The following is a 20276-nucleotide window of genomic DNA, read 5'->3' as shown; positions in this document are numbered from 1 at the left end:
CCCTACGGGGCCGAGGCGGGGACGGCGGAGCCGAGCGGGTGTGACGGCCGGGCGTGGTGGTGGGACGTGGTGATGGGGCTAAGTGCACGGATGGGGCTAAGTGCACGGGTCAGTGCACCGGTGCGGTCTTGGCCGTGCGGGTCTCGGAGATCTCGTCGCCCGGCTCCATCGGGGCCGTCACCTCGTCGTCGTCGCGGCGGCCGCCCAGGTGGTTGAAGACCAGGTTGAGCAGGACGGCGGCGACACAGCCGGTGGAGATACCGGAGTCCAGGATGATCTTCGCGGTCTCCGGGAAGGCGTGGTAGAACTCCGGGGCCGTGATCGGGATGATGCCGACGGCCAGCGAGACGGCCACGATGAGGACGTTGTTGTCCTTCTCCAGGCCGGCCTTGACCAGCGTCTGGATGCCGCTCGCGGCGACGGAGCCGAAGAGGACCACGCCCGCGCCGCCCAGCACCGGGCGGGGCACGACGGAGATGAGCGAGGCGGCGACCGGGGACAGGCCCATCAGGACCAGGAAGCCGCCGCCCGCCGCGACCACGAAGCGGCTGCGGATGCGGGTCATGGCGACCAGGCCGATGTTCTGCGCGAAGGCGCTGCACATGAAGCCGTTGAAGAAGGGGCTGATCGCCGAGCCGAGGGTGTCGGCGCGCAGACCGGCGGCGATGGTCTTCTCGTCGGCGGGCCGGTCGACGATCTCGCCGAGCGCCAGCATGTCGGCGGTCGACTCGGTCATCGACACGAGCATCACCACGCACATGGAGATGATCGCGGCGAGCGCGAACTGCGGGGCGCCGAAGTGGAAGGGGGTGGGGAAGCCGACGATGTCGGCCTCGGTGACGGGGCTGAAGTCGGTGACGCCGAAGGGTATGGCGATCAGCGTGCCGAGCACCAGGCCGATGAGGACGGCGATCTGCTTGACGAAGCCGCGCGTGAACCGGCGCAGCACCAGGACCAGGACGAGCGTGATGGCCGCGAGGGTGAGGTAGGTGGTCGAACCGTAGTCCTTGGCCGCCGGATTGGGTCCTTGGGCCCAGCCGAAGGCGACGGGCAGCAGCGAGACACCGATCAGGGTGATGACCGTGCCGGTGACGACCGGCGGGAAGAAGCGGACCAGCTTGCTGAAGAACGGCGCGGCGATGAAGCCCAGCACACCGGCGACGATGACCGCGCCGAAGATCAGGGGCAGTGCGTCGGCCTTGTCGTCGGTGGTGTCGACGATCGCGATCATCGGCGCGACACCGGCGAAGGTGACGCCGTTGACGAACGGCAGCCGGGCGCCGATCTTCCAGATCCCGAGGGTCTGGAGGAAGGTGGCGAGGCCGGCGGTGAAGAGGCTGGCGCCGGTCAGGAAGGTGAGTTCGGTGCCGGAGAGGCCGACGGCCGCTCCGACGATCAGGGGCGGGGCCACCACGCCCGCGTACATCGCGGCCACGTGCTGGAGGCCGCTGGTGAGCATCTTGCCGGGCGGAAGCTTTTCGTCGACCGGATGCTTCCGGTCCTCGGCAGCGGCTCCCACGTCCGGGGACTCGGGGTCGGGGGTGTCTTCGGGGTTGCGAAACCTGGGCTTGGCGGCCACAGCGGTTCCTCCGGTCGGTTACACGCGCGATGACGTGGATTTCAGGGAGGTGGTGCGGTGTTGCAGGTAGTGCGCCCGGTGCGTGTCGTCGGACGTGGGGAAGGAGGACACGCGTTCACCGTTCCGGGGGGTGCGGGTACCACTCTTTGGTACGCACCCCCCGGCCCGGCTGCCATGGACCCCGCTCGGGTCCACGGCGACCGGTCGAGGGCCGTCCCCCTCGACCGGACTTCGTGGATCGCCCCGCCCGGCCGGAGGAACCGGCCGGGTGGCGATGTCCGGCCGGGTGTCAGGTACCCGGCCGGAGTGTGGTGCCAGGGGCTCAGCCCTGGGCGGCGATGCGGGCGAGGCGCTGGGCCTCGTCCCGGGTGGAGCGCGCGATGGCGTCCTCGTCGACCGTCAGCAGGCGGTTGTTCTCGACGATCTGCTCGCCGTTGACGAACGACGCGGTGACCGGGGCCGCCGCGCCGAAGACGAGGGCGGTCACCGGGTCGGCGATGGAGGCGTGCGCGAGGGTGTCCAGCTTCCACAGCACCAGGTCGGCGAGCTTGCCCGCCTCCAGGGAGCCGATCTGCTCGGCACGGCCGAGGACCTGGGCGCCGCCGTAGGTGCCGAGGCGCAGCGCCTGGCGGGCGTTGAGGGCGGCCTCGCGGTGCACGCTGTTGAGGCGGTTGATCAGCAGCGCGTTGCGCAGCTCGGTGTGGAGCTCACCGGACTCGTTGGAGGCGGTGCCGTCGACGCCGAGGCCGACCGGGACGCCGGCCTTCAGCATGTCCGGTACGCGGGCGATGCCGGCGGCGAGGCGGGCGTTGGACGACGGGCAGTGCGCGACGCCGGTCTTCGTCCGGGCGAAGGCCTCGATGTCGGAGTCGTTCATGTGGACGCAGTGCGCCATCCACACGTCCTCACCGAGCCAGCCGGTCGACTCGAAGTAGTCGGTCGGGCCCATGCCGAACAGTTCCTTGCAGAACTGCTCCTCCTCCACGGTCTCCGAGCCGTGGGTGTGCAGGCGCACGCCCAGGCGGCGGGCCAGCTCGGCACCCTGCTTGAGCAGCTCGGTGGAGACGGAGAAGGGGGAGCACGGCGCGACGGCGACCTGCGTCATGGCGTCGAAGGAGGCGTCGTGGTGCTTCTTGACGGTCTCCTCGGTCGCGGCGAGCGCGCCCTCGAGGGTCTCGACGGCGAAGTCCGGCGGCAGGCCGCCGTCCTTCTCGCTGCGGTCCATGGAGCCGCGGGCCAGGGTGAAGCGGACGCCCATCTCGGAGGCGGCCTTGATGATGGCCCCGGACAGGTCGCCGGAGTTCTTCGGGAAGACGTAGTGGTGGTCCATGGCGGTGGTGACGCCGCCGCGGGCCATCATGGCGAGGGACCCCTGGGCCGCCGAGTACCCCATCTGCTCGTCGATGCGCGCCCACGTCGGGTACAGGGCGACGAGCCAGTTGAAGAGGTTGTGGTCGGTGGCCAGGCCACGGGTGATCCACTGGTAGAAGTGGTGGTGCGTGTTGACCAGGCCCGGGGTGGCCAGATGGCCGGTGGCGTCGATCCGCCGGACCACGTTCTCCAGGCCCTCGGGGGCCTTGCCTGCTCCGATCGACTCGATCCTGTTGCCCGCGATGACGAGGTGACCCGAGGCGTACTCGGTGTCGTTCGCGTCGACGGTCGCGATGGCGCAGTTCTCGATCACGATGCGCTGGGTAGCGCTCTGGGCTGCCGAAGGTGCCATGGTGCTTCCTTCTTCTTTCAATGGCAGTGGCTGTGTGGGCACGGCAGGACCCTAGGAGGATTTGAGTGCCGGGGCCGCGTGACGGCTCCGGGTGCCGAGATGGTGGAAGAACAAGTTGAGCAGGACCGCGACGAGCGCTCCCGCGCTGATCCCGGAGCCGAGCACGGTCTGTGCCCAGGCGGGGAATCCGGCGTAGAAGGTGGGCGCGGCGAGCGGGATGATGCCGGCTCCGAGTGCGACGGCCACCAGGATGATGTTGGAGCTGTCGTCCAGTCCGGCCTCGGAGAGCGTACGGATGCCGCTGACCGCGATCGAACCGAACAGCACGATACCGGCACCGCCCAGGACGGGCATAGGGACCAGCGAGACGACCGCACCGAGGACCGGGAAGGCGCCGAGGACGAGGAGTGCTCCGCCCGCGACCGCGACGACGTAGCGGCTGCGCACCCGGGTGAGGGAGACGACGCCGACGTTCTGGGCGAAGGCCGAGGTGGGGAAGCCGCCGAAGACGGGACCGACGAGCGTGGCGATGCCGTCCGTGCGCAGGCCGCGGGTGATGGTCTTCCCGTCGGTGCGCCGCTCGCAGATCTCACCGAGGGCGAGCATGCCGGCGCTGGACTCGGTCATCAGCACCAGCATCACGATGCACAGGGAGAGGATCGCGGCGGGCTGGAACTCGGGCGCGCCGAAGGCGAAGGGCGCGGGCAGCGCGGCGACCGGTGCCTCGCGCAGGGAGCTGAAGTCGGCCATCCCGAAGGGGATCGCGGCGAGCGTGCCGATGAACAGGCCCAGCAGCAGGGCGATCTGCTTGACGAAGCCCTTGCCGAAGCGCTGGAAGAGCAGGATCACGACGAGCGTGAAGGCGGCGAGCGCCAGGTACTTCATGGCGCCGAAGTCGGCGGCGGTCTTGTCCCCGCCCTGCGCCCAGCCGACCGGTACGGGCATCAGGGTCACCCCGATGAGGGTGATGACGACGCCGGTGACGAGGGGCGGGAAGAAGCGGAGCAGCCGGCCGAAGAAGGGCCCGACGGCGAGGCAGAACACTCCGGCGACCATCACCGCGCCGTAGATGGCGGGCAGTTGGTGGCCGGGGGCGCTGGTCTCGGCGATGGCGAGCATCGGTGCGATGCCGGCGGAGGAGGCGGCGTTCACGAACGGCAGCCGGTTCCCGGCGATGTTGGTGATGCCGATGGTCTGGAGGATGGTCGCGAGCCCGGCGATGAGCAGGCTCGCGGCGATGAGGCGGGTCATGCCGGCCGCGTCCAGGCCGACGGCCTGCCCGATGATGAGCGGAGGGGTGACGACACCCGCGTACATGGCGGCGATGTGCTGGAGCGCGGCGGGGACGAGCCGCGAGAAGGGCAGTTTCTCGTCGACGGGGTGGCAGTCGACGACGCCGTCCGGGCCGGCGGCGCTCCGGGGTGCGGGGTGGGCCGCGGAGGTGAGCACCTCCGGGGCGGCACCGGGCGGCGCGGTGGCGTCCGGCGAGGTGGAACACGGGCCTTCGGATGCCGGCCCTGCAGGCTGTGCCATTGCTGGTCCCTCCGGTCCGTGCCGCCCCGCCCGACCGGGGTCGGGCGGGCGGGGCGGTCAACGGCCTGGCTCAGAGGTTGGTCATGTCGACCGGGATCTGGGGCTCGACGCCGTCCCGCAGGATGGTGGCCTCGATCAGGCCGTACGGGCGGTCGGCCGCGAAGTAGACCTCGTTGTCGTTCTTGAGCCCGAACGGCTCGAGGTCGACCAGGAAGTGGTGCTTGTTCGGCAGGGAGAAGCGCACCTCGTCGATCTCCGACCGGTTGTTGATGATGCGCGAACCCATCTGGTACAGCGTCTGCTGCAGCGAGAGGGAGTAGGTCTCCGCGAAGGCCTGGAGCATGTGCTTCCTGACCTGCTCGTAGGACCGCTCCCAGTTGGGCATCCGCTGCTCGTCGTCGGTCCAGTTGAACCGCCAGCGGCCGGAGACCTGGGTCGCCAGGATGCGGTCGTACGCCTCCTGCAGGGTCGTGTACTTGTCCTTGACGTAGCCCCAGAACTCCGAGTTGGTGGAGTTCATGACGACCAGGTCCTTCAGACCGGAGATGACCTGCCAGTTCTCACCATCGTAGGTGATCTCGCTGACGCGGGTCTCCTGGCCCTTGCGGACGAAGGAGTGCTTGACCTCGTCGGCGCCGATGAACTTGGAGTTGGCGTCCGAGGTCTCGATGCGCTCCCAGGCGTACTCCTCGATGCGGATGCGCGCCCGGTGGATCGGCTCCTGCGACGTCACGAAGTGACGGGCGAGGTGGATGCCGAACTGCTCGGCGGACTCGATGCCGTACTCCTTGGCGAACGCGTACACCGTGTTCTTGGTGGTGTCGGTCGGCAGGACGTTGGCGTTCGAACCCGAGTAGTGCACCTCGTCCATGTCGCCGGAGAGGGCGACCGAGACGTTCAGGTCCTTGATGTGGTGGGTGTCGCCGTCCCGCGTGATCTTGACGACGCGGTTCTCTGCTTTGCCGTACTGGTTCTGGCCGAGAATCGTGGGCATGTGTCTGCTAGCTCCCTCGGTAAACGGAGTAGCCGAACGGGTTGAGCAGCAGCGGTACGTGGTAGTGCTCGCCCGGTACGACGGCGAACGTGATCGCCACCTCCGGGAAGAACGCGCCGCTGTCCCTTACGCGGGGGGCGTCCTGCTGCGCCTCGGCTTGCTTCTTGTCGAAGTACGCCTCGGTCTCGAAGTCGAGACGTACGTGGGTGGTGCCTTCCGGCAGGGCCGGCAGGTCCTTGCAACGCCCGTCCGCATCGGTCTGCGAGCCGCCGAGCGCCACCCACTCCGCGTCGGAGCCGCTGCGGGCCGCGAGGGAGATGGCGACGCCCTCGGCGGGGCGGCCGATGCTGGTGTCCAGGATGTGCGTGGACACCGAGGCGGTGGTTTCCGTGCTCATGCTGCTTCCTCTACGAGACGGGTCAGGCGGATGCGGTTGATCTTGCCCAGTTCGGTGCGGACGATCTCCCGCTCCTGCTCGGGCGAGTTCTCGATCCGCTCGCGGACCGCGTCGCGCATCTGCTCGCCGGTCCTGCCGGTGGCGCAGATCAGGAAGACGTGCCCGAACTTGTCCTGGTAGGCCAGGTTCAGCTCGAGCATTTCCGCTTTGAGCGCCTCGGAGGCGCCGGCCATCCCGCTCTGCTCCCGGGAGGAGGTGGGGTCACCAGGCTTCGGGCGGCCGATCGGCGGGTGCCCCGCCATCGCCTCGGCCAGGTCCTCCGCGGTCAGCTCGGCCATGGCGGCGTCGCTGGCGAGGAGGAGGGCTTCGGTGGTGGCGTACGGGCGCTGGGCCAGCAGCTTGCTGCCCCACGCCGAACTGGCGCACACCTCGTGCAGGGCGGCGAGCGCGTCGCCGTCCGCCGAGGTGTTGAACCGGGTGAGGCCCGCGGGGGTCTCGGGGGTGCTGTCGTCCCCCGAAAGGCGCTGTGAACTCGAGGTCACGGGAGCCTCCGTGGCTGTTTTTCGCTGTGCTTTGACGGGCTGCGGATAGCTAACGCCCTCCGCCAACGCCCCGTCAACACTTTGTTGAAACTTCGGTGACACAAAAGCCGCCGTCCCGACATGCGGACGGCGGCTTTCTACCCAACGTGTTCAGCTACTCACTCTTCGCGGCGTTTTCCCTGTTCAGGTAGTTGTAGACGGTGAAACGACTGACGCCGAGGGCGTTCGCCACCGTCTCCACGCCGTGCCGCACCGAGAAGGCTCCGCGCGCCTCCAGGGTACGGACCACCGACTGCTTCGTCTTGCGGTCCAGCGCGGACAGCGGCATGCCGTGGCGCCGCTCCATCGCCGCCAGGATGCGCTCCAGCGAGTCGGCGAGCTGCGGAAGCCGTACGGCCAGGATCTCCACGCCCTCCCACGCGAGGACGACATCGTCGGCCGCGGCCTGCTGGGGGGTCAGTATCTCGGCGCCCATCGCGTCCACCAGCGGCTTCACCGCGGTGACCAGGGGGTGATCTCCCGGCTCGGTCACTTGTCGTCCTCTCCGGCGTCGCCGATTACGTTGACCTGCAACGACACCCGGGTGGCGCCCGCGCCCAGAGCCCGCCGCAGAAGCGCGTCGACGGCGGTGAGCACCGCGTCCGCGCCGCCCTCGGCGGTGTTGCCGAAGGGGCCCACGTCCACGGCGTCCAGGTCGGCCGCCTCGATGACCTCGCGCGCCACCAGCGCGTGCGCGGGGGCCTCGTCCAGGTCGAACGGCTCGGTCGTGAACTCCACTCTCAGTCGCTGCATGCCCCCACGGTAAGGCCCGGCGGACCGCCTTCCGCCGCCGGTCCCGAAAATCGCCCCGCCCCGCGCGACGGACCGGGCCTCCCGCCCCGTAGAGCCGGTGACAGGGCCGGACGGGCAGGGAGGGCGTACGCGGTGACGGAACGCGAGCAGGAAAGCGGACGCAAGGCAACGGCTGTCAGGGGCACGGCGCTCGCGGCGGCGGCGATGGTGGCGCTGACCGCCTCGCAGGCGCCGGGCGCGGCCGCCTCGGCCACGGACGAGTCCGGCGGGCGGGGCCTCGTCGCGACGGGTCCCAGCGTGACGGGCGACTCGCCGTACCGCACGGAGCTGCCGCCGCTGCGGACCGGGAAGGGGACGGCGACCGCCCCCGCGATCACAGGCACAGCCGCGGCCACCGGGGACAGCGGCCTCGGCGGAACGCTGCCCGCCGCCGTCCTGGCCGCCTACCGGCACGCCGAGACCGCGCTCGCGAGCAGTGCGCCGGGCTGCGGCCTGCGCTGGCAGCTGCTCGCGGCGATCGGCCAGGTGGAGTCGGGCCAGGCGCGCGGCGGGCGCCTCACCGCCGACGGCACGACCGTGCGGCCCATCCTGGGCCCCCGGCTCGACGGGAACGGCTTCGCGCTGATCAGGGACACGGACGGCGGGGCGTACGACGGGGACGCGGTGTACGACCGCGCGGTCGGGCCGATGCAGTTCATCCCGTCGACCTGGGCCGCCTGGGGCGCCGACGGCAACGGCGACGGCCGCGCCGACCCGGGGAACGTCCACGACGCGGCGCTGGCCGCCGGACGCTACCTCTGCGCGGGCGGGCGCGACCTGGCCGACCCCGCCGACTTGGACCGGGCGATCCTCGGCTACAACCACTCGGCGGCCTACCTGCGGACGGTGAGGGCCTGGTACGCGTACTTCCTCGGCGGGGACCCCGTGGCGGTCGCCGGTCCCGCGATGAGCGCGGAGCCGTCGCGCACGCCGGCCCCGGAGCCGTCCCGCTCCCCCGCCCCGGGGCGGTCGAGCGCCCCGGCGAAGGCCGGTCCCAGCCCCGTACCGCCGAAGCGCGCGGAACCGTCTCCGCCTTCGGAGCCGGCCCGGCCACGGCCGACCGGTACACGAGAGGCCCCGGAAGCACCGCCTACGGAATCTCACCTTCCGCTTCCGGATGCCGATGCCGTCCTCCCCGGTCCGCCGCTCGGCAACGGTCAGGACTCGATGCCCGCAGCCCCCTCCACAATTCCGGATACCGGGCGGTAATGTCGCGTCCCGCCGGAGGCTGTACCGGCGGGTAGCGCGAAGGGGCCCTCATGGCGACGGACGTGTCCGATGACCGCTGGCAGCGGGCGTGGAGCCATCGCGAGCAGCTGCTCAAGGTGGCCCGGCGCAGGTCCATGAGCCTGGAGGACGCCGAGGACGCCGTGCACGAGGCGATGCTGCGCGCCGCCGAGCAGCCGCACCTCGACGACGAGCGCCTCGGCGCCTGGCTGACCACGGTCACGATGCGGCTGTGCGTCGACCGGTACCGCCAGGTCCACCGCGACACGGACCCCGCCCGGGCCGCCGCGCTGGTCCCGCCCGGCCCGGCGCCGGTCGACGAGCTCGTGTGCGACCGCGCCGAGGCGAGGTGGCTGGCGGTACGCAGCGGGGAGCTGCCCGCGCGCCAGGCGGAGGCCCTCTGGCTGAAGTCCGAGGACCTGGACGTCGGGCAGGTCGCCCACAAGATGGGCCTCAGCTACCGCACGGTCGAGTCGCTGCTGGCCCGCGCCCGCCGCACCCTGCGCAACTCGCTGGCCGCCACGCTGGCGCTGCTGCTGTGGCTCTGCGGGCGCGGGCGTCCGCGCTCCACTCAGGTGGCGGTGGCCGCCGCCTCGACGGCCGCGACCCTCGCCGTGGCCGGGTTCGTGCTGCCGCACGCCCAGGACCGGCCGCCGGCCCAGGACCGGCCCGCGTCCGCGCCGGTGACCTCGGAGGCGGCCGACGCCCGGCGCACGGCCGTGGCGCCGTCGCCTCCACCCTCCCGGACGCCGGCACCGGCGCCGACGGCGGCGACGCCGTCCACGAAGCCGGCCCCCGTGGACCGTACGGCTCCGACGCAGCCGCCGCTGCCGTCCCTGCCGCCCCTGCCGCTGCCCACGCCGACGCTCCCGGAGGTCCCGCCGCTCCCCGCGGTCCCGGAGGTCCCGGCGGTCCCGGCGGTCGGGAACGTCGCGGACGTGCCGCCGCTCCCCGAGGTCCCGGAGCTCCGCGTTCCGGAGGCGCCCCTCCCCCAGGTGCAGCCCCCCGTCCCCGTACCGGCCCCAAAGCTCCCGGAGCTCCCGGTGGAGCTCCCCGCCCCCTGACGGAGAGTCCCTCCGGAAAAAAATTCCGGATCGCCGCGACGGACACCCTGCCCCGCCCCGTAGAGCAGACGACGGAGCTGCTCACGGGCTGAAGGGTGAACCGGATGGGTGTCGAGATCTGCGTGGAAGGGCTGACGAAGTCCTTCGGCGACCAGGTCATCTGGCAGGACGTCTCGCTGACACTGCCCGCCGGGGAGATCTCGGTGATGCTCGGCCCCTCGGGCACGGGCAAGTCGGTCTTCCTCAAGACGCTCGTCGGGCTTCTCAAGCCCGACCGGGGCTCGATCCGCATCGCGGGCCGGGACGTCACCACCCTCCGCGAACACGACCTCTACGAGGTGCGCAAGCTCTTCGGGGTGCTGTTCCAGGACGGCGCGCTGTTCGGGTCGATGAACCTGTACGACAACATCGCCTTCCCGCTCCGCGAGCACACCCGCAAGTCCGAGGGCGAGATCAAGCGCGTCGTCCTCGAGAAGATGGACATGGTCGGCCTGATCGGCGCCGAGGAGAAGCTCCCCGGTGAGATCTCCGGTGGCATGCGCAAGCGCGCCGGGCTGGCCCGCGCGCTGGTCCTCGACCCGGAGATCATCCTCTTCGACGAACCGGACTCCGGCCTCGACCCGGTCCGCGTCGCCTACCTCAACCAGCTGATCGTCGACCTCAACGCGCAGATCGACGCGACGTTCCTGATCGTCACGCACGACATCGCCTCGGCCCGCCAGGTCCCCGACAACATCGGCCTGCTCTTCCGCCGCGAGCTGGTGATGTTCGGCCCCCGCGACCAGCTGCTGACCAGCGAGGAGCCCGTCGTACGGCAGTTCCTGAACGGTCGCATGCAGGGCCCGATCGGCATGGCGGAGGAGAAGGACGCCGCACAGGTCGAGCAGGAGCTGGCCCAGATCGACCGGTCGGACGACGCCCCGGCGCCCCTGACGCCCCGGCTGCTGCCGAGCGCCGGGATCGACCGCCCCGACCGCTGGCGGGCCATCGCACGGCGCGAGGAAGCGGTGAAGGAAACGGCGAAGGAAACGGTGAAGGAGGCGGTGGCCGAGTGAGCCTCTCCCCCGTCGGCGCCCTGCGCCACTCCGGCAGCCTCTTCGCGCTGGCCCTGGACGTGCTGCGCACGCTGCCCCGCCGCCCCTTCCAGGTACGGGAGTTCATCCAGCAGGCGTGGTTCATCGCGAGCGTCACCATCCTGCCGACGGCGCTCGTGTCGATCCCCTTCGGCGCGGTCATCGCCCTCCAGATCGGCAGCCTCACGCGCCAGCTGGGCGCCCAGTCGTTCTCCGGCGCCGCCTCCGTCCTCGCCGTCCTGCGCGAGGCCTCCCCCATCGTCACGGCGCTGCTGATCGCGGGCGCCGGCGGCACCGCGATCTGCGCGGACCTCGGGGCACGCAAGATCCGCGAGGAGATCGACGCGATGCAGGTGCTGGGCATCGACCCGATCCACCGGCTCGTCGTCCCGCGCGTCCTCGCCTCCATGCTGGTCGCGGTCCTCCTCAACGGCCTGGTCTCCGTCGTCGGCGTCGCGGGCGGCTACTTCTTCAACGTCGTCCTCCAGGGCGGCACACCGGGCGCGTACCTCGCCTCCTTCACCTCCCTGGCGCAGATCTCCGATCTGTGGGCCGCCGAGTTCAAGGCACTGGTCTTCGGCGCCATCTCGGCGATCGTCGCCTCGTACAAGGGCCTGACGGCGAAGGGCGGTCCGAAGGGTGTCGGCGACGCCGTCAACCAGTCCGTGGTGATCACCTTCATGTTGCTCTTCGTGACGAACTTCGTGCTGACCGCCGTGTACTTCCAAGCCGTTCCGCAGAAGGGGTGATCGCATGGCCGCTCTGTTGCACCGCCTGGAGGAGCTGGGCGCCCAACTCGCCTTCTACGGCCGCTCGCTCGCCTGGACCGGCCGCACCCTGCGCCGCTACAAGAAGGAGATCCTGCGTCTGCTCGCCGAGGTGAGCTTCGGGCGCGGCGCGCTCGCGGTCGTCGGCGGCACCGTCGGCGTCATCGCGTTCCTCTCCTTCTTCACCGGCACCGAAGTGGGGCTCCAGGGGTACGCGGCGCTCAACCAGCTCGGCACGTCGAACTTCGTGGCGTTCCTCTCCGCGTACTTCAACACCCGCGAGATCGCCCCGCTGGTCGCCGGGCTCGCGCTCTCCGCCACCGTCGGCGCGGGGTTCACGGCGCAGCTCGGCGCGATGCGGATCAGCGAGGAGACGGACGCCCTGGAGGTCATGGGCGTCCCGTCGCTGCCCTTCCTCGTCACCACCCGGATGATCGCCGGGTTCGTCGCCGTCATCCCGCTGTACGTCGTCGGGCTGCTGTCCTCGTACTTCGCCGCCCGCACCATCACCACCGGCTACTACGGCCAGTCGGCGGGGACGTACGACCACTACTTCCAGCAGTACCTGCCGCCGGTCGACGTGCTGTGGTCGTTCGGCAAGGTGATCGTCTTCGCCGTCGTGATCATCCTGGTGCACTGCTACTACGGCTACTACGCGCGCGGCGGTCCGGCCGGTGTCGGCGTCGCCGTCGGCCGCGCGGTGCGCACGTCCATCGTGGCGATCAACGTCCTGGACTTCTTCCTCAGCCTGGCGATCTGGGGCGCCGGCACGACCGTACGGATCGCGGGGTAGGGCCGATGCGCACACCGGTGAAACCGAAACTGAAACTGCGGCTGTACGGCGTCGTCTTCCTCGCCGTCCTCGCCCTGCTCCTCTCCCTCTGCGTCGCCGTCTACCAGCAGGTCTTCACCTCCGTCGTCCGCATCACACTGGAGGCGGACACCCTCGGCAACCAGCTGGAGCCGCGCGCCGACGTCAAGCTGCGCGGCCTGCTGGTGGGGGAGGTCAGGGACGTACGGGCCGACGGCGAGAAGGCGACGCTGGACATCGCGCTCAAGCCGGAGCACACGGCGCGCATCCCGGCGAACGTGCACGCGCGGCTGCTGCCCAAGACGCTGTTCGGCGAGAAGTACGTCGATCTCGTGGCGCCCCCGGGGAAGCCGGCGGGCCGGCCCATCCGCGCCGGGGACGTCATCACCCAGGACCGCACCAAGGTGGGCATCGAGGTGCAGCAGCTGATGAACGACCTGCTGCCGTTGCTGCGGACGGTGAAGCCCGCCGAACTCAACGCCACCCTGTCCGCGTTCGCCACGGCGCTGGAGGGCCGGGGCGACCGGATCGGCGACAACCTGGTCCGCGTGGAGGACTACCTGCGCCGCCTCAACCCGCACATGCCGTCCATCAAGGAGGACATCACGCGGTTCGCCGATGTGGCCGAGGTGTACGGGGACGCCGCGCCCGACCTGCTGCGCATCCTGCGCAACACGCTCACCACCAGTCGCACGATCGTCGAGAAGCAGGACCAGCTGGCCGCCCTGTTCACCTCCACGGCCACGGTCTCCCGCACCGCCGAGGGCTTCCTCGACGAGAACGGCGACCGGCTCATCACCCTGGGCCGCGTCTCCCGCCCCACCCTGGCGCTGTTCGCCCGTTACGCGCCCGAGTACCCGTGCCTCCTCAAGGGGCTGGTGAGGCAGGAGGCCGCGGCCGAGGAGACCTTCAGAGGGGGAGAGATGCGCATCACCCTGGAAATCGTCCGGCAGCGGCCGGGGTACGAGCCCGGCGAGCAGCCCCGCTACCGCGAGCGGTCGGGCCCCAACTGCCGGGGCCTGCCCGGACCGGCGGTGCCGGCCGGGCACACCAAGCTCGACGACGGTACGCGGGACGCGCACCCCGGCCACGGCGCGCCGGGCGCCCGCCCCTCGTCCGCCACAGCCGCCGAGCAGCGCGCCGTGGGCGCGCTCGTCGCTCCCGTGATGGGCGTACCGGCGGACGAGGTGCCGGCGGTGGCGACGCTGCTGTTCGGCCCGATGGCGCGCGGGACGGCGGTGAGCGTCGCATGAGCCGGGTGACGAACGCGCGCGGCACCGCGGCGCCGCTGGTCAAGTTCGGCCTCTTCGCGGGGGTGACGGTCCTGGCGACCACGCTGCTGGCGGCGACCATCGTCAACATCTCCTTCACCCCCGAGCACACGTACAAGGCGGTGTTCAGCGATGTCACCAGCCTGGAGGAGGGAGACGACATCCGGGTCGCAGGCGTACGCGTCGGTGAGGTCGAGGAGATCGCCATCAAGGACCGCACGCTCGCGGAGGTGACCTTCACCGTCACCGAGGACCGGCCGCTGCCGGCCGGCACCGGCGCCGTCATCCGCTACCGCAGCCTGGTCGGCCAGCGCTACATCGCCCTGACGGAGGGGGCCGGCGACGGCACCCGGCTGCTGCGGCCCGGGGGCACCATCCCGCTCGCCCGTACGCAGCCCGCGCTGGACCTCAACGCGCTGCTGAACGGCTTCAAGCCGCTCTTCGCGGCGCTCAGCCCCGAGGACGTCAACCAGCTCGCCACCGAGATCATCAAGACGTTCCAGGGCGAGGGCGGCACGGTCAACAGCCTGCTCGCGCACACGGCGTCGCTCACCACCACGCTCGCGGACCGGGACCAGCTGATCGGCTCGGTGATCGACAACCTCAACACCACCCTGGCGACGCTCGACCAGCGGGGCGCCCGCTTCTCCGGGCTGATCCAGCAGCTCCAGCGGCTGATCTCCGGCCTGGCCGCCGACCGCAAGCCCATCGGCGAGTCGCTCGTGAACATCAACAACCTGACCGAGGCCACCTCCGGCCTGCTCACGGAGGCCCGGCCGCCCCTCAAGGACGACATCGCCGAGCTGACCGAGCTCACCGGAACGCTGAACGAGAACGAGAAGACCGTGGAGGGCGTGCTGAAGCGGCTGCCGAACAAGCTGACCAAGCTGACGAGGACCGCCTCGTACGGCTCGTGGTTCAACTTCTACCTCTGCGACTTCGACGGCCGGATCGTGCTGCCGAAGACGAAGGAAGTCATCACCCCCGAGCTCCACGTCGCCCGGGCGAGGTGCGCATGAAAAGGCTGAAGCGGCCCCGCATGAAACCCCGCATGATCCCCTTCCGGGACCGGAACCCCGTCACCATCGGCGCCGCGGGCCTCACGGCCCTCGCCCTCCTCACCGTCGCCGCCTTCAACGCCGACAGCCTGCCGCTGATCGGCGACGGCGAGACGTACAGCGCCGCCTTCTCGGAGGCGGGCGGCCTCAAGCCCGGTGACGAGGTGCGCATCGCCGGGGTGAAGGTCGGCAAGGTCGACGAGGTGGACCTCGACGGCGACCACGTCAAGGTGGTGTTCCGGGTCAAGGGCGACCCCGCGTTCGGTACGCGGACGGGGGCCGCCATCCGCATCAAGACGATCCTGGGCGCCAAGTACCTCGCCCTGGAGCCGAAGGGCCCCGGGCAGCTGGCACCCGGCAGCGAGATCCCGCTGAACCGCACGACCCCGGCGTACGACGTCGTCGCCGCCTTCAGCGATCTGACGACCACGACCGAGCAGGTCGACACGGAGCGGCTGGCGACGGCGCTGGACACCATCTCCACCACCTTCGAGGACTCCCCGGACGAGGTGCGGGCGTCGATCCAGGGCCTGTCGCGGATCTCCCGCACGGTGGCCTCCCGCGACCAGGCGCTGCGCGAGCTGCTGGCCCACGCCAACGGCGTGAGCGGGGTGCTCGCGGCGCGCTCGGGTGAGTTCACGAAGCTCGTCGAGGACGGCGACGCGCTCTTCACGGAGATCGCCCGGCGCCGGGCGGCGATCCACGCGCTGCTCAAGAGCTCCGCCGCCCTCGGCATCCAGCTCTCCGGCCTGGTCCGGGACAACAAGGCGCAGATCGGCCCGGCCCTGGAGGGCCTGAACCAGGTGGTGGCGATGCTCGAACGCAATCAGGCGAGCCTGGACCGCTCCATCAAGCTGATGGCGCCGTACGTCCGGGTCTTCACCAACACCCTCGGCAACGGCCGCTGGTTCGACAGCTACATCCAGAACATGGTCGCCGCCCCGGTGGTCCCGCGCACGGGAGGTGCCTCGTGACGAAGCGACGCGTGCTCACCCTGATCGTCGCCCTCGCGGTCGTCGCCGCCGCCACCGTGGTGCTGTGGCCCCGCTCGGAGCCGGTGCGCGTCACCGCGTACTTCCCGCGCACGGTCGGCATCTACCCCGGCTCCGACGTCCGCGTGCTGGGCGTGCGCATCGGCGAGGTCAAGGAGATCACCCCGCAGGGCCAGCGGGTGCGGGTCACGCTGGAGTACGACTCCGAGCGCGCGGTCCCGGCCGGGGCCCGGGCCGCCATCATCAACTCCTCCGTCGTCAGCGACCGCTACGTCCAGCTGCTCCCGGTGTACCGGGGCGGCGAGCGGCTGCGCGACGGCGACGTCATCCCGGAGGAGCGGACGGCCGTGCCCGTCGAGCTGGACCGCGTCTTCGACAGCCTGCACACGACGGCCGAGGCGCTCGGCCCGCGCGGCGCGAACAAGGACGGGTCCCTCTCCCGGCTGCTGGGGGTGAGCGCGGACAACCTCGAAGGGCAGGGCGCCAAGCTGCACCAGACGGTGGAGGACCTGTCCCTGGCGGTGACCACGCTGTCGGACGGCCGGCAGGACCTGTTCTCGACCGTCCGCAACCTCCAGGTCTTCACGGCGGCGCTGGCGGCCGACGACAAGAGCGTGCGGTCGTTCAACGACAGCCTGGCGCAGGTCGCCGACCAGCTCGCCGCCGAGCGCAAGGACCTGGCGGCCGCGCTGCGGCACCTGGGCGTGGCGCTCGCCGACGTGTCCGCGTTCGTACGGGACAACAAGAAGGCGCTGACCACGAACGTGGAGGGGCTCTCCAAGGTCACCAAGGTGCTGGTCACGCAGCGCGCCGCGCTCGCGGAGCTGCTGGAGGTGGCGCCGACCGGTCTGTCGAACCTCCAGAACGCCTACAACCCGTCCTCCGGGACGCTCGACACCCGCAACAACCCCGACCACCCCCAGGACCCGGCCTCGCTGCTGTGCTCCCTGCTCTCCACCACGGGCGAGGCGAAGGCCAAGGACTGCGCGGAGCTGAGGAAGCTGTTCGACTCGCTTCCGGAGCCGCTCACGTCCGCGTCGCCGGTCGCCGGGAGCGGCCCGGTCGACCGGACGCTCGGCGGAATCCTGGAGGCTGACGCATGAGGGACGGACGCATGAGGGGCGGACCCATCAGGGGCGGACGCGTCAGGGACGGACGCATCAGGGCGCTGCGCGTGACGGCCGTGGTGTGGTCGGCCACCGGTTCGCTGCTGCTGTCGGGCTGCGGCTTCGACGGCCTGTACGACGTCGGCCTGCCGGGCGGTGCGGCCGCCGACGGCGACGCGTACCGCGTCACGGTCGAGTTCCGGGACGTCCTGGACCTGGTGCCGCAGTCCGCGGTGAAGGTGAACCACGTGACCGTGGGCGCGGTCGAGAAGGTGGAGCTGGACGGCTGGCACGCGCGCGTGCGGCTGCGCGTCGACGACTCGGTGAAGCTGCCGGCCAACGCGGTCGCCGAGCTGCGCCAGACGAGCATGCTCGGCGAGAAGTACGTGGCGCTGTCGGCTCCCGTGGACGCGGCGCCGGCCGGGCGGCTGAAGGACGGGGCGCGCATCCCGCTGTCGCGCTCCGGGCGCAACCCGGAGATCGAGGAGGTGCTGTCGGCACTGTCGGCGCTGCTCAACGGCGGCGGGGTCGCCCAGCTCAAGACGATCACCACGGAGCTCAACAAGGCCCTGGAGGGCCGCGAGAACCGGGTGAAGTCGCTGCTGAAGGAGCTCGACACCTTCATCGGCGGCCTCGACGCGCAGCGCGCCGAGATCGTCCGCGCCCTGGCCGGTCTCGACCGGCTCTCCCAGCGGCTCGCGGCGGAGAAGAAGACCATCGCGCAGGCCGTCGACACCCTGCCGCCCGCCCTGAAGGTGCTGGCGGACCAGCGGACCAAGCTGACGGCGATGCTCACCTCCCTGTCGGCGCTGAGCACCACCGGCACGGAGGTGATCAACGCCTCGCGCTCCGACGTCGTCGCCAACCTCCGCAGCCTGCGGCCGATCCTGGAGCAGCTGAACAAGGCGGGCGACGATCTGCCGAACGCCCTGGAGCTGCTGACCACGTACCCCTTCCCGCGCAACGCCGTGGACGCGATCAAGGGCGATTACGTCAACCTCAGGGTCACCGCCGATCTGGACCTGGCGAGCATCTACGGAAACCTCGACGACGAGCCGCCGACGGCGCCCGGCCTCCCGGAGGTGCCGGGCGTACCGGGGCTCCCGGAGGCGCCCGGGCTGCCGGAGGTGCCGAAGCTGCCGGAGGCGCCGGAGGCCCCCGGCGTACCGGAGGTGCCCGGTGCGCCGGCACCCGACCCGCTGCCGCGGCCACCGGGCGGAGGCACCGGGGGCGGCGAGGGGGAGGGCGAGGGCGCGCTCTGCCCGCCGGTGTGCACCGGTACGCAGGTCTCGTACGGAGGCTCGCATGCGGGCTCGTACGACACCGCGCTCGCGGAACTGCTGCTGAAGGGGATGCAACCGTGATCACCCGTACGGTCAAGGCCCAGCTCCTCGCCTTCGCCACCGTGACCGCCGTGGGCGTGTCGTACGTCGGCGCCCAGTACACCGGGATCGCCGACGCGATCCTCGACCGCGGCTACCGCGTCCACGCCGACTTCGCCGACTCCGGAGGCGTCTTCGCGGGCGCGGAGGTGACGTACCGCGGCGTGCCGGTGGGCCGGGTGGGCGAGCTGCGGCTCACCGGCGGCGACGGGACCGGCGAGGGGGCCGGCGACCGGGTGGGCGACGGGGTCACGGTGGAGCTGGACATCGAGGACGGGGTGCGGATCCCGGCGGACACGGTCGCGGTCGTAGCGAACCGTTCCGCCGTCGGCGAGCAGTACGTCGACCTCCAGCCGCGCGGCGCGGGCGGCCCGTACCTGCGCGACGGCTCCACGATCCCGCGCCGCGACACGCGCGTACCGCTGCCGGCCACCGAGCTCGTGCTGAGCCTGGACCGGCTGGTGAACTCCGTCGGCAAGGAGGACCTGCGGGTCACGGTCGACGAGCTGGGCAAGGCGTTCGCGGGCACGGGCCCGGAGCTGAGCCGGCTGGTGGAGTCCGGGAACCGGCTCGTGGAGTCGGCGTCGGACTCCCTGCCGCAGACCATCGCCCTGATCGAGGACTCGCGGACGGTCCTGAAGACCCAGGCGGACAACGGTTCGGCGATCAAGGCCTTCTCGGAGGACCTGGCGGCCCTGACCGCCGAGCTGAAGTCGAGCGACGGCGACCTGCGCCGGCTGATCGGCGCGGGCGCGCCCGCCGCGCAGGAGCTCGACTCGCTGCTGACCTCGACCCGGCCCCATGTGCCGGTGCTGCTCGGGAACCTCATCAGCGGCGGCCAGGTCACGGTGGCCCGGCTGCCCGGCGTGGAGCAGGCGCTGGTCACCTTCCCGGTGGTGGTCTCCGGCAGCTACACGGTGATCCCCGGCGACGGCACCACCCACTTCGGGCTCGTCGTCGGCGCCGACGACCCGCCCGCGTGCCGGCAGGGGTACGGCACCCAGCGCCGCGACCCGGCCGACACGAGCGAGCGCCCGGCGAACACGCGGGCGCACTGCGCGGCCCCGCGCGGCTCGCAGACCTCGGTGCGCGGCGCGCAGAACGCGCCGGGCCCCTCGGGAGCTGCCCGTGGTGGCGGCGCCGGCCCGGCGGCGTACGGCGCCCCGCAGGCCACGCCGCACGTCACCCCGTACGACCCGGCGACCGGCGCCGCCGCCGGTCCGGGCGGCAGGCTCGTCGAGATCGGCTCGACGGGCGGCGAACAGAGCATGTTCGGAAAGGACTCTTGGCAATGGCTGCTCGTCGGACCGATGGCATGACCGCCGACATGACCCATGGCGTGACCGCCGGCATGACCGCCGGCATGGCAGGGGCCGTGCGGCGGCGCTGCGCCCACGCGCTGCGGCGCCTGCGGGCGGCCGCGCGCCGGGGCCGGGCCATGCCCGCGACGCTGGCGGTGGCGACCGTGGCGGTGACGGCCGCCTCGGGCTGGCTGAGCGTGCAGGTGTACGGGCAGCGGGCCGAGGAGAAGCGCCGCCAGGACATCCTCGCCGCCGCCCGCCAGTCGGCGCTGAACTTCACCTCGCTCGACTACCGGCACTACGGACGGGACAGCGGCAATGTCCTGAAGGGCGCCACGGGCGAGTTCAAGGAGCAGTTCGCGGCGCAGACGGCGCAGCTGACGAAGCTGGTGGCCGCCAACAAGTCGGTGTCGGAGGGCCAGGTGCTGGAGGCGGGCATCGTCCGCGCCGACGAGCGGTCGGCGCGCGTGCTGGTGGTCGCCGACTCCAAGGTGACCAACACGGCCGCGCCGCAGGGCCAGGCCCGTACCTACCGGCTCCAGCTCGATCTCGTACGCGAGGACGGGCGCTGGCTGACGTCCGGCGTCGAGTTCGTCGGCTGACCGGCCGACCGAAAGGAGAAACC

General features: G+C 71.5%; 20 protein-coding genes. 12 read left to right on the top strand and 8 right to left on the bottom strand.

All coding sequences use genetic code 11. The features are described 5' to 3' along the window. Nucleotides 1-109: 109 nt before the first annotated feature. The 8 genes from ACZ42X_RS13730 to ACZ42X_RS13695 form a co-directional block, all read right to left on the bottom strand. Nucleotides 110-1579, bottom strand: a complete 1470-nt coding sequence (locus ACZ42X_RS13730) for a nucleobase:cation symporter-2 family protein (protein ID WP_468288370.1) — start codon at nt 1577-1579, stop codon at nt 110-112. Between the two features lie 322 nt (nt 1580-1901). Continuing rightward, nucleotides 1902-3302 carry an 8-oxoguanine deaminase gene (locus ACZ42X_RS13725; protein ID WP_468288367.1) on the bottom strand — a complete coding sequence of 467 codons (1401 nt, stop codon included), beginning with the start codon at nt 3300-3302 and terminating at the stop codon, nt 1902-1904. Nucleotides 3303-3353: 51 nt separating this feature from the next. Beyond that, nucleotides 3354-4835, bottom strand: a complete 1482-nt coding sequence (locus tag ACZ42X_RS13720; RefSeq protein WP_468288364.1) for a nucleobase:cation symporter-2 family protein — start codon at nt 4833-4835, stop codon at nt 3354-3356. 70 nt (nt 4836-4905) lie between these two features. Beyond that, on the bottom strand, nt 4906-5829 hold the full coding sequence (gene pucL, locus ACZ42X_RS13715; RefSeq protein ID WP_361416263.1) for a factor-independent urate hydroxylase: 924 nt from the start codon (nt 5827-5829) through the stop codon (nt 4906-4908). A 7-nt stretch (nt 5830-5836) separates the two neighbouring features. Continuing rightward, entirely contained in the window at nt 5837-6226 is a 390-nt protein-coding gene (gene uraH / locus ACZ42X_RS13710) for a hydroxyisourate hydrolase (protein ID WP_361416265.1), read from the bottom strand. Next, on the bottom strand, nt 6223-6768 hold the full coding sequence (gene uraD, locus ACZ42X_RS13705) for a 2-oxo-4-hydroxy-4-carboxy-5-ureidoimidazoline decarboxylase (RefSeq protein WP_468288360.1): 546 nt from the start codon (nt 6766-6768) through the stop codon (nt 6223-6225). The genes uraH and uraD overlap by 4 nt, the downstream gene beginning before the upstream one ends. Nucleotides 6769-6922: 154 nt before the next feature. Next, nucleotides 6923-7300, bottom strand: coding sequence for a helix-turn-helix domain-containing protein (locus ACZ42X_RS13700; RefSeq protein WP_361416269.1), 378 nt, complete (start codon nt 7298-7300; stop codon nt 6923-6925). Continuing rightward, entirely contained in the window at nt 7297-7560 is a 264-nt protein-coding gene (locus tag ACZ42X_RS13695; RefSeq protein WP_361416271.1) for a YkoF family thiamine-binding protein, read from the bottom strand. The genes ACZ42X_RS13700 and ACZ42X_RS13695 overlap by 4 nt, the downstream gene beginning before the upstream one ends. A 204-nt stretch (nt 7561-7764) precedes the next feature. Between ACZ42X_RS13695 and ACZ42X_RS13690 the strand changes: the two genes are divergently transcribed. The 12 genes from ACZ42X_RS13690 to ACZ42X_RS13635 all read left to right on the top strand — a co-directional run bounded on the left by ACZ42X_RS13690 (nt 7765) and on the right by ACZ42X_RS13635 (nt 20253). Next, entirely contained in the window at nt 7765-8808 is a 1044-nt protein-coding gene (locus tag ACZ42X_RS13690; RefSeq protein WP_468288782.1) for a lytic transglycosylase domain-containing protein, read from the top strand. Nucleotides 8809-8858: 50 nt separating this feature from the next. Continuing rightward, nucleotides 8859-9890, top strand: a complete 1032-nt coding sequence (locus ACZ42X_RS13685; protein ID WP_468288356.1) for an RNA polymerase sigma factor — start codon at nt 8859-8861, stop codon at nt 9888-9890. A 104-nt stretch (nt 9891-9994) separates the two neighbouring features. Then, nucleotides 9995-10945, top strand: a complete 951-nt coding sequence (locus ACZ42X_RS13680) for an ABC transporter ATP-binding protein (protein WP_468288353.1) — start codon at nt 9995-9997, stop codon at nt 10943-10945. Then, complete coding sequence (locus tag ACZ42X_RS13675) at nt 10942-11712, top strand: MlaE family ABC transporter permease (RefSeq protein WP_468288350.1); 771 nt, start codon at nt 10942-10944, stop codon at nt 11710-11712. Before ACZ42X_RS13680 ends, ACZ42X_RS13675 begins: the two co-directional genes overlap by 4 nt. Before the next feature lie 4 nt (nt 11713-11716). Next, nucleotides 11717-12523, top strand: coding sequence for an MlaE family ABC transporter permease (locus ACZ42X_RS13670; protein WP_361416279.1), 807 nt, complete (start codon nt 11717-11719; stop codon nt 12521-12523). A gap of 5 nt (nt 12524-12528) precedes the next feature. Further along, entirely contained in the window at nt 12529-13794 is a 1266-nt protein-coding gene (locus ACZ42X_RS13665) for an MCE family protein (RefSeq protein ID WP_468288346.1), read from the top strand. After that, complete coding sequence (locus ACZ42X_RS13660) at nt 13791-14831, top strand: MCE family protein (RefSeq protein WP_468288343.1); 1041 nt, start codon at nt 13791-13793, stop codon at nt 14829-14831. Before ACZ42X_RS13665 ends, ACZ42X_RS13660 begins: the two co-directional genes overlap by 4 nt. A gap of 32 nt (nt 14832-14863) precedes the next feature. After that, on the top strand, nt 14864-15844 hold the full coding sequence (locus tag ACZ42X_RS13655) for an MCE family protein (RefSeq protein ID WP_468288340.1): 981 nt from the start codon (nt 14864-14866) through the stop codon (nt 15842-15844). Further along, complete coding sequence (locus ACZ42X_RS13650) at nt 15841-16965, top strand: MCE family protein (RefSeq protein ID WP_468288337.1); 1125 nt, start codon at nt 15841-15843, stop codon at nt 16963-16965. The genes ACZ42X_RS13655 and ACZ42X_RS13650 overlap by 4 nt, the downstream gene beginning before the upstream one ends. A 56-nt stretch (nt 16966-17021) precedes the next feature. Continuing rightward, entirely contained in the window at nt 17022-18332 is a 1311-nt protein-coding gene (locus ACZ42X_RS13645) for an MCE family protein (RefSeq protein ID WP_468288779.1), read from the top strand. Beyond that, nucleotides 18329-19669, top strand: a complete 1341-nt coding sequence (locus ACZ42X_RS13640; RefSeq protein ID WP_468288334.1) for an MCE family protein — start codon at nt 18329-18331, stop codon at nt 19667-19669. The genes ACZ42X_RS13645 and ACZ42X_RS13640 overlap by 4 nt, the downstream gene beginning before the upstream one ends. Continuing rightward, entirely contained in the window at nt 19642-20253 is a 612-nt protein-coding gene (locus tag ACZ42X_RS13635) for a hypothetical protein (RefSeq protein WP_468288332.1), read from the top strand. Before ACZ42X_RS13640 ends, ACZ42X_RS13635 begins: the two co-directional genes overlap by 28 nt. Nucleotides 20254-20276: the final 23 nt, after the last annotated feature.

The sequence above is a fragment of the Streptomyces sp. NPDC030862 genome, assembly GCF_055571835.1.
The sequence above is the reverse complement of the archived record's forward strand: the minus strand, read 5'-3'. Positions and strand labels throughout refer to the sequence as shown.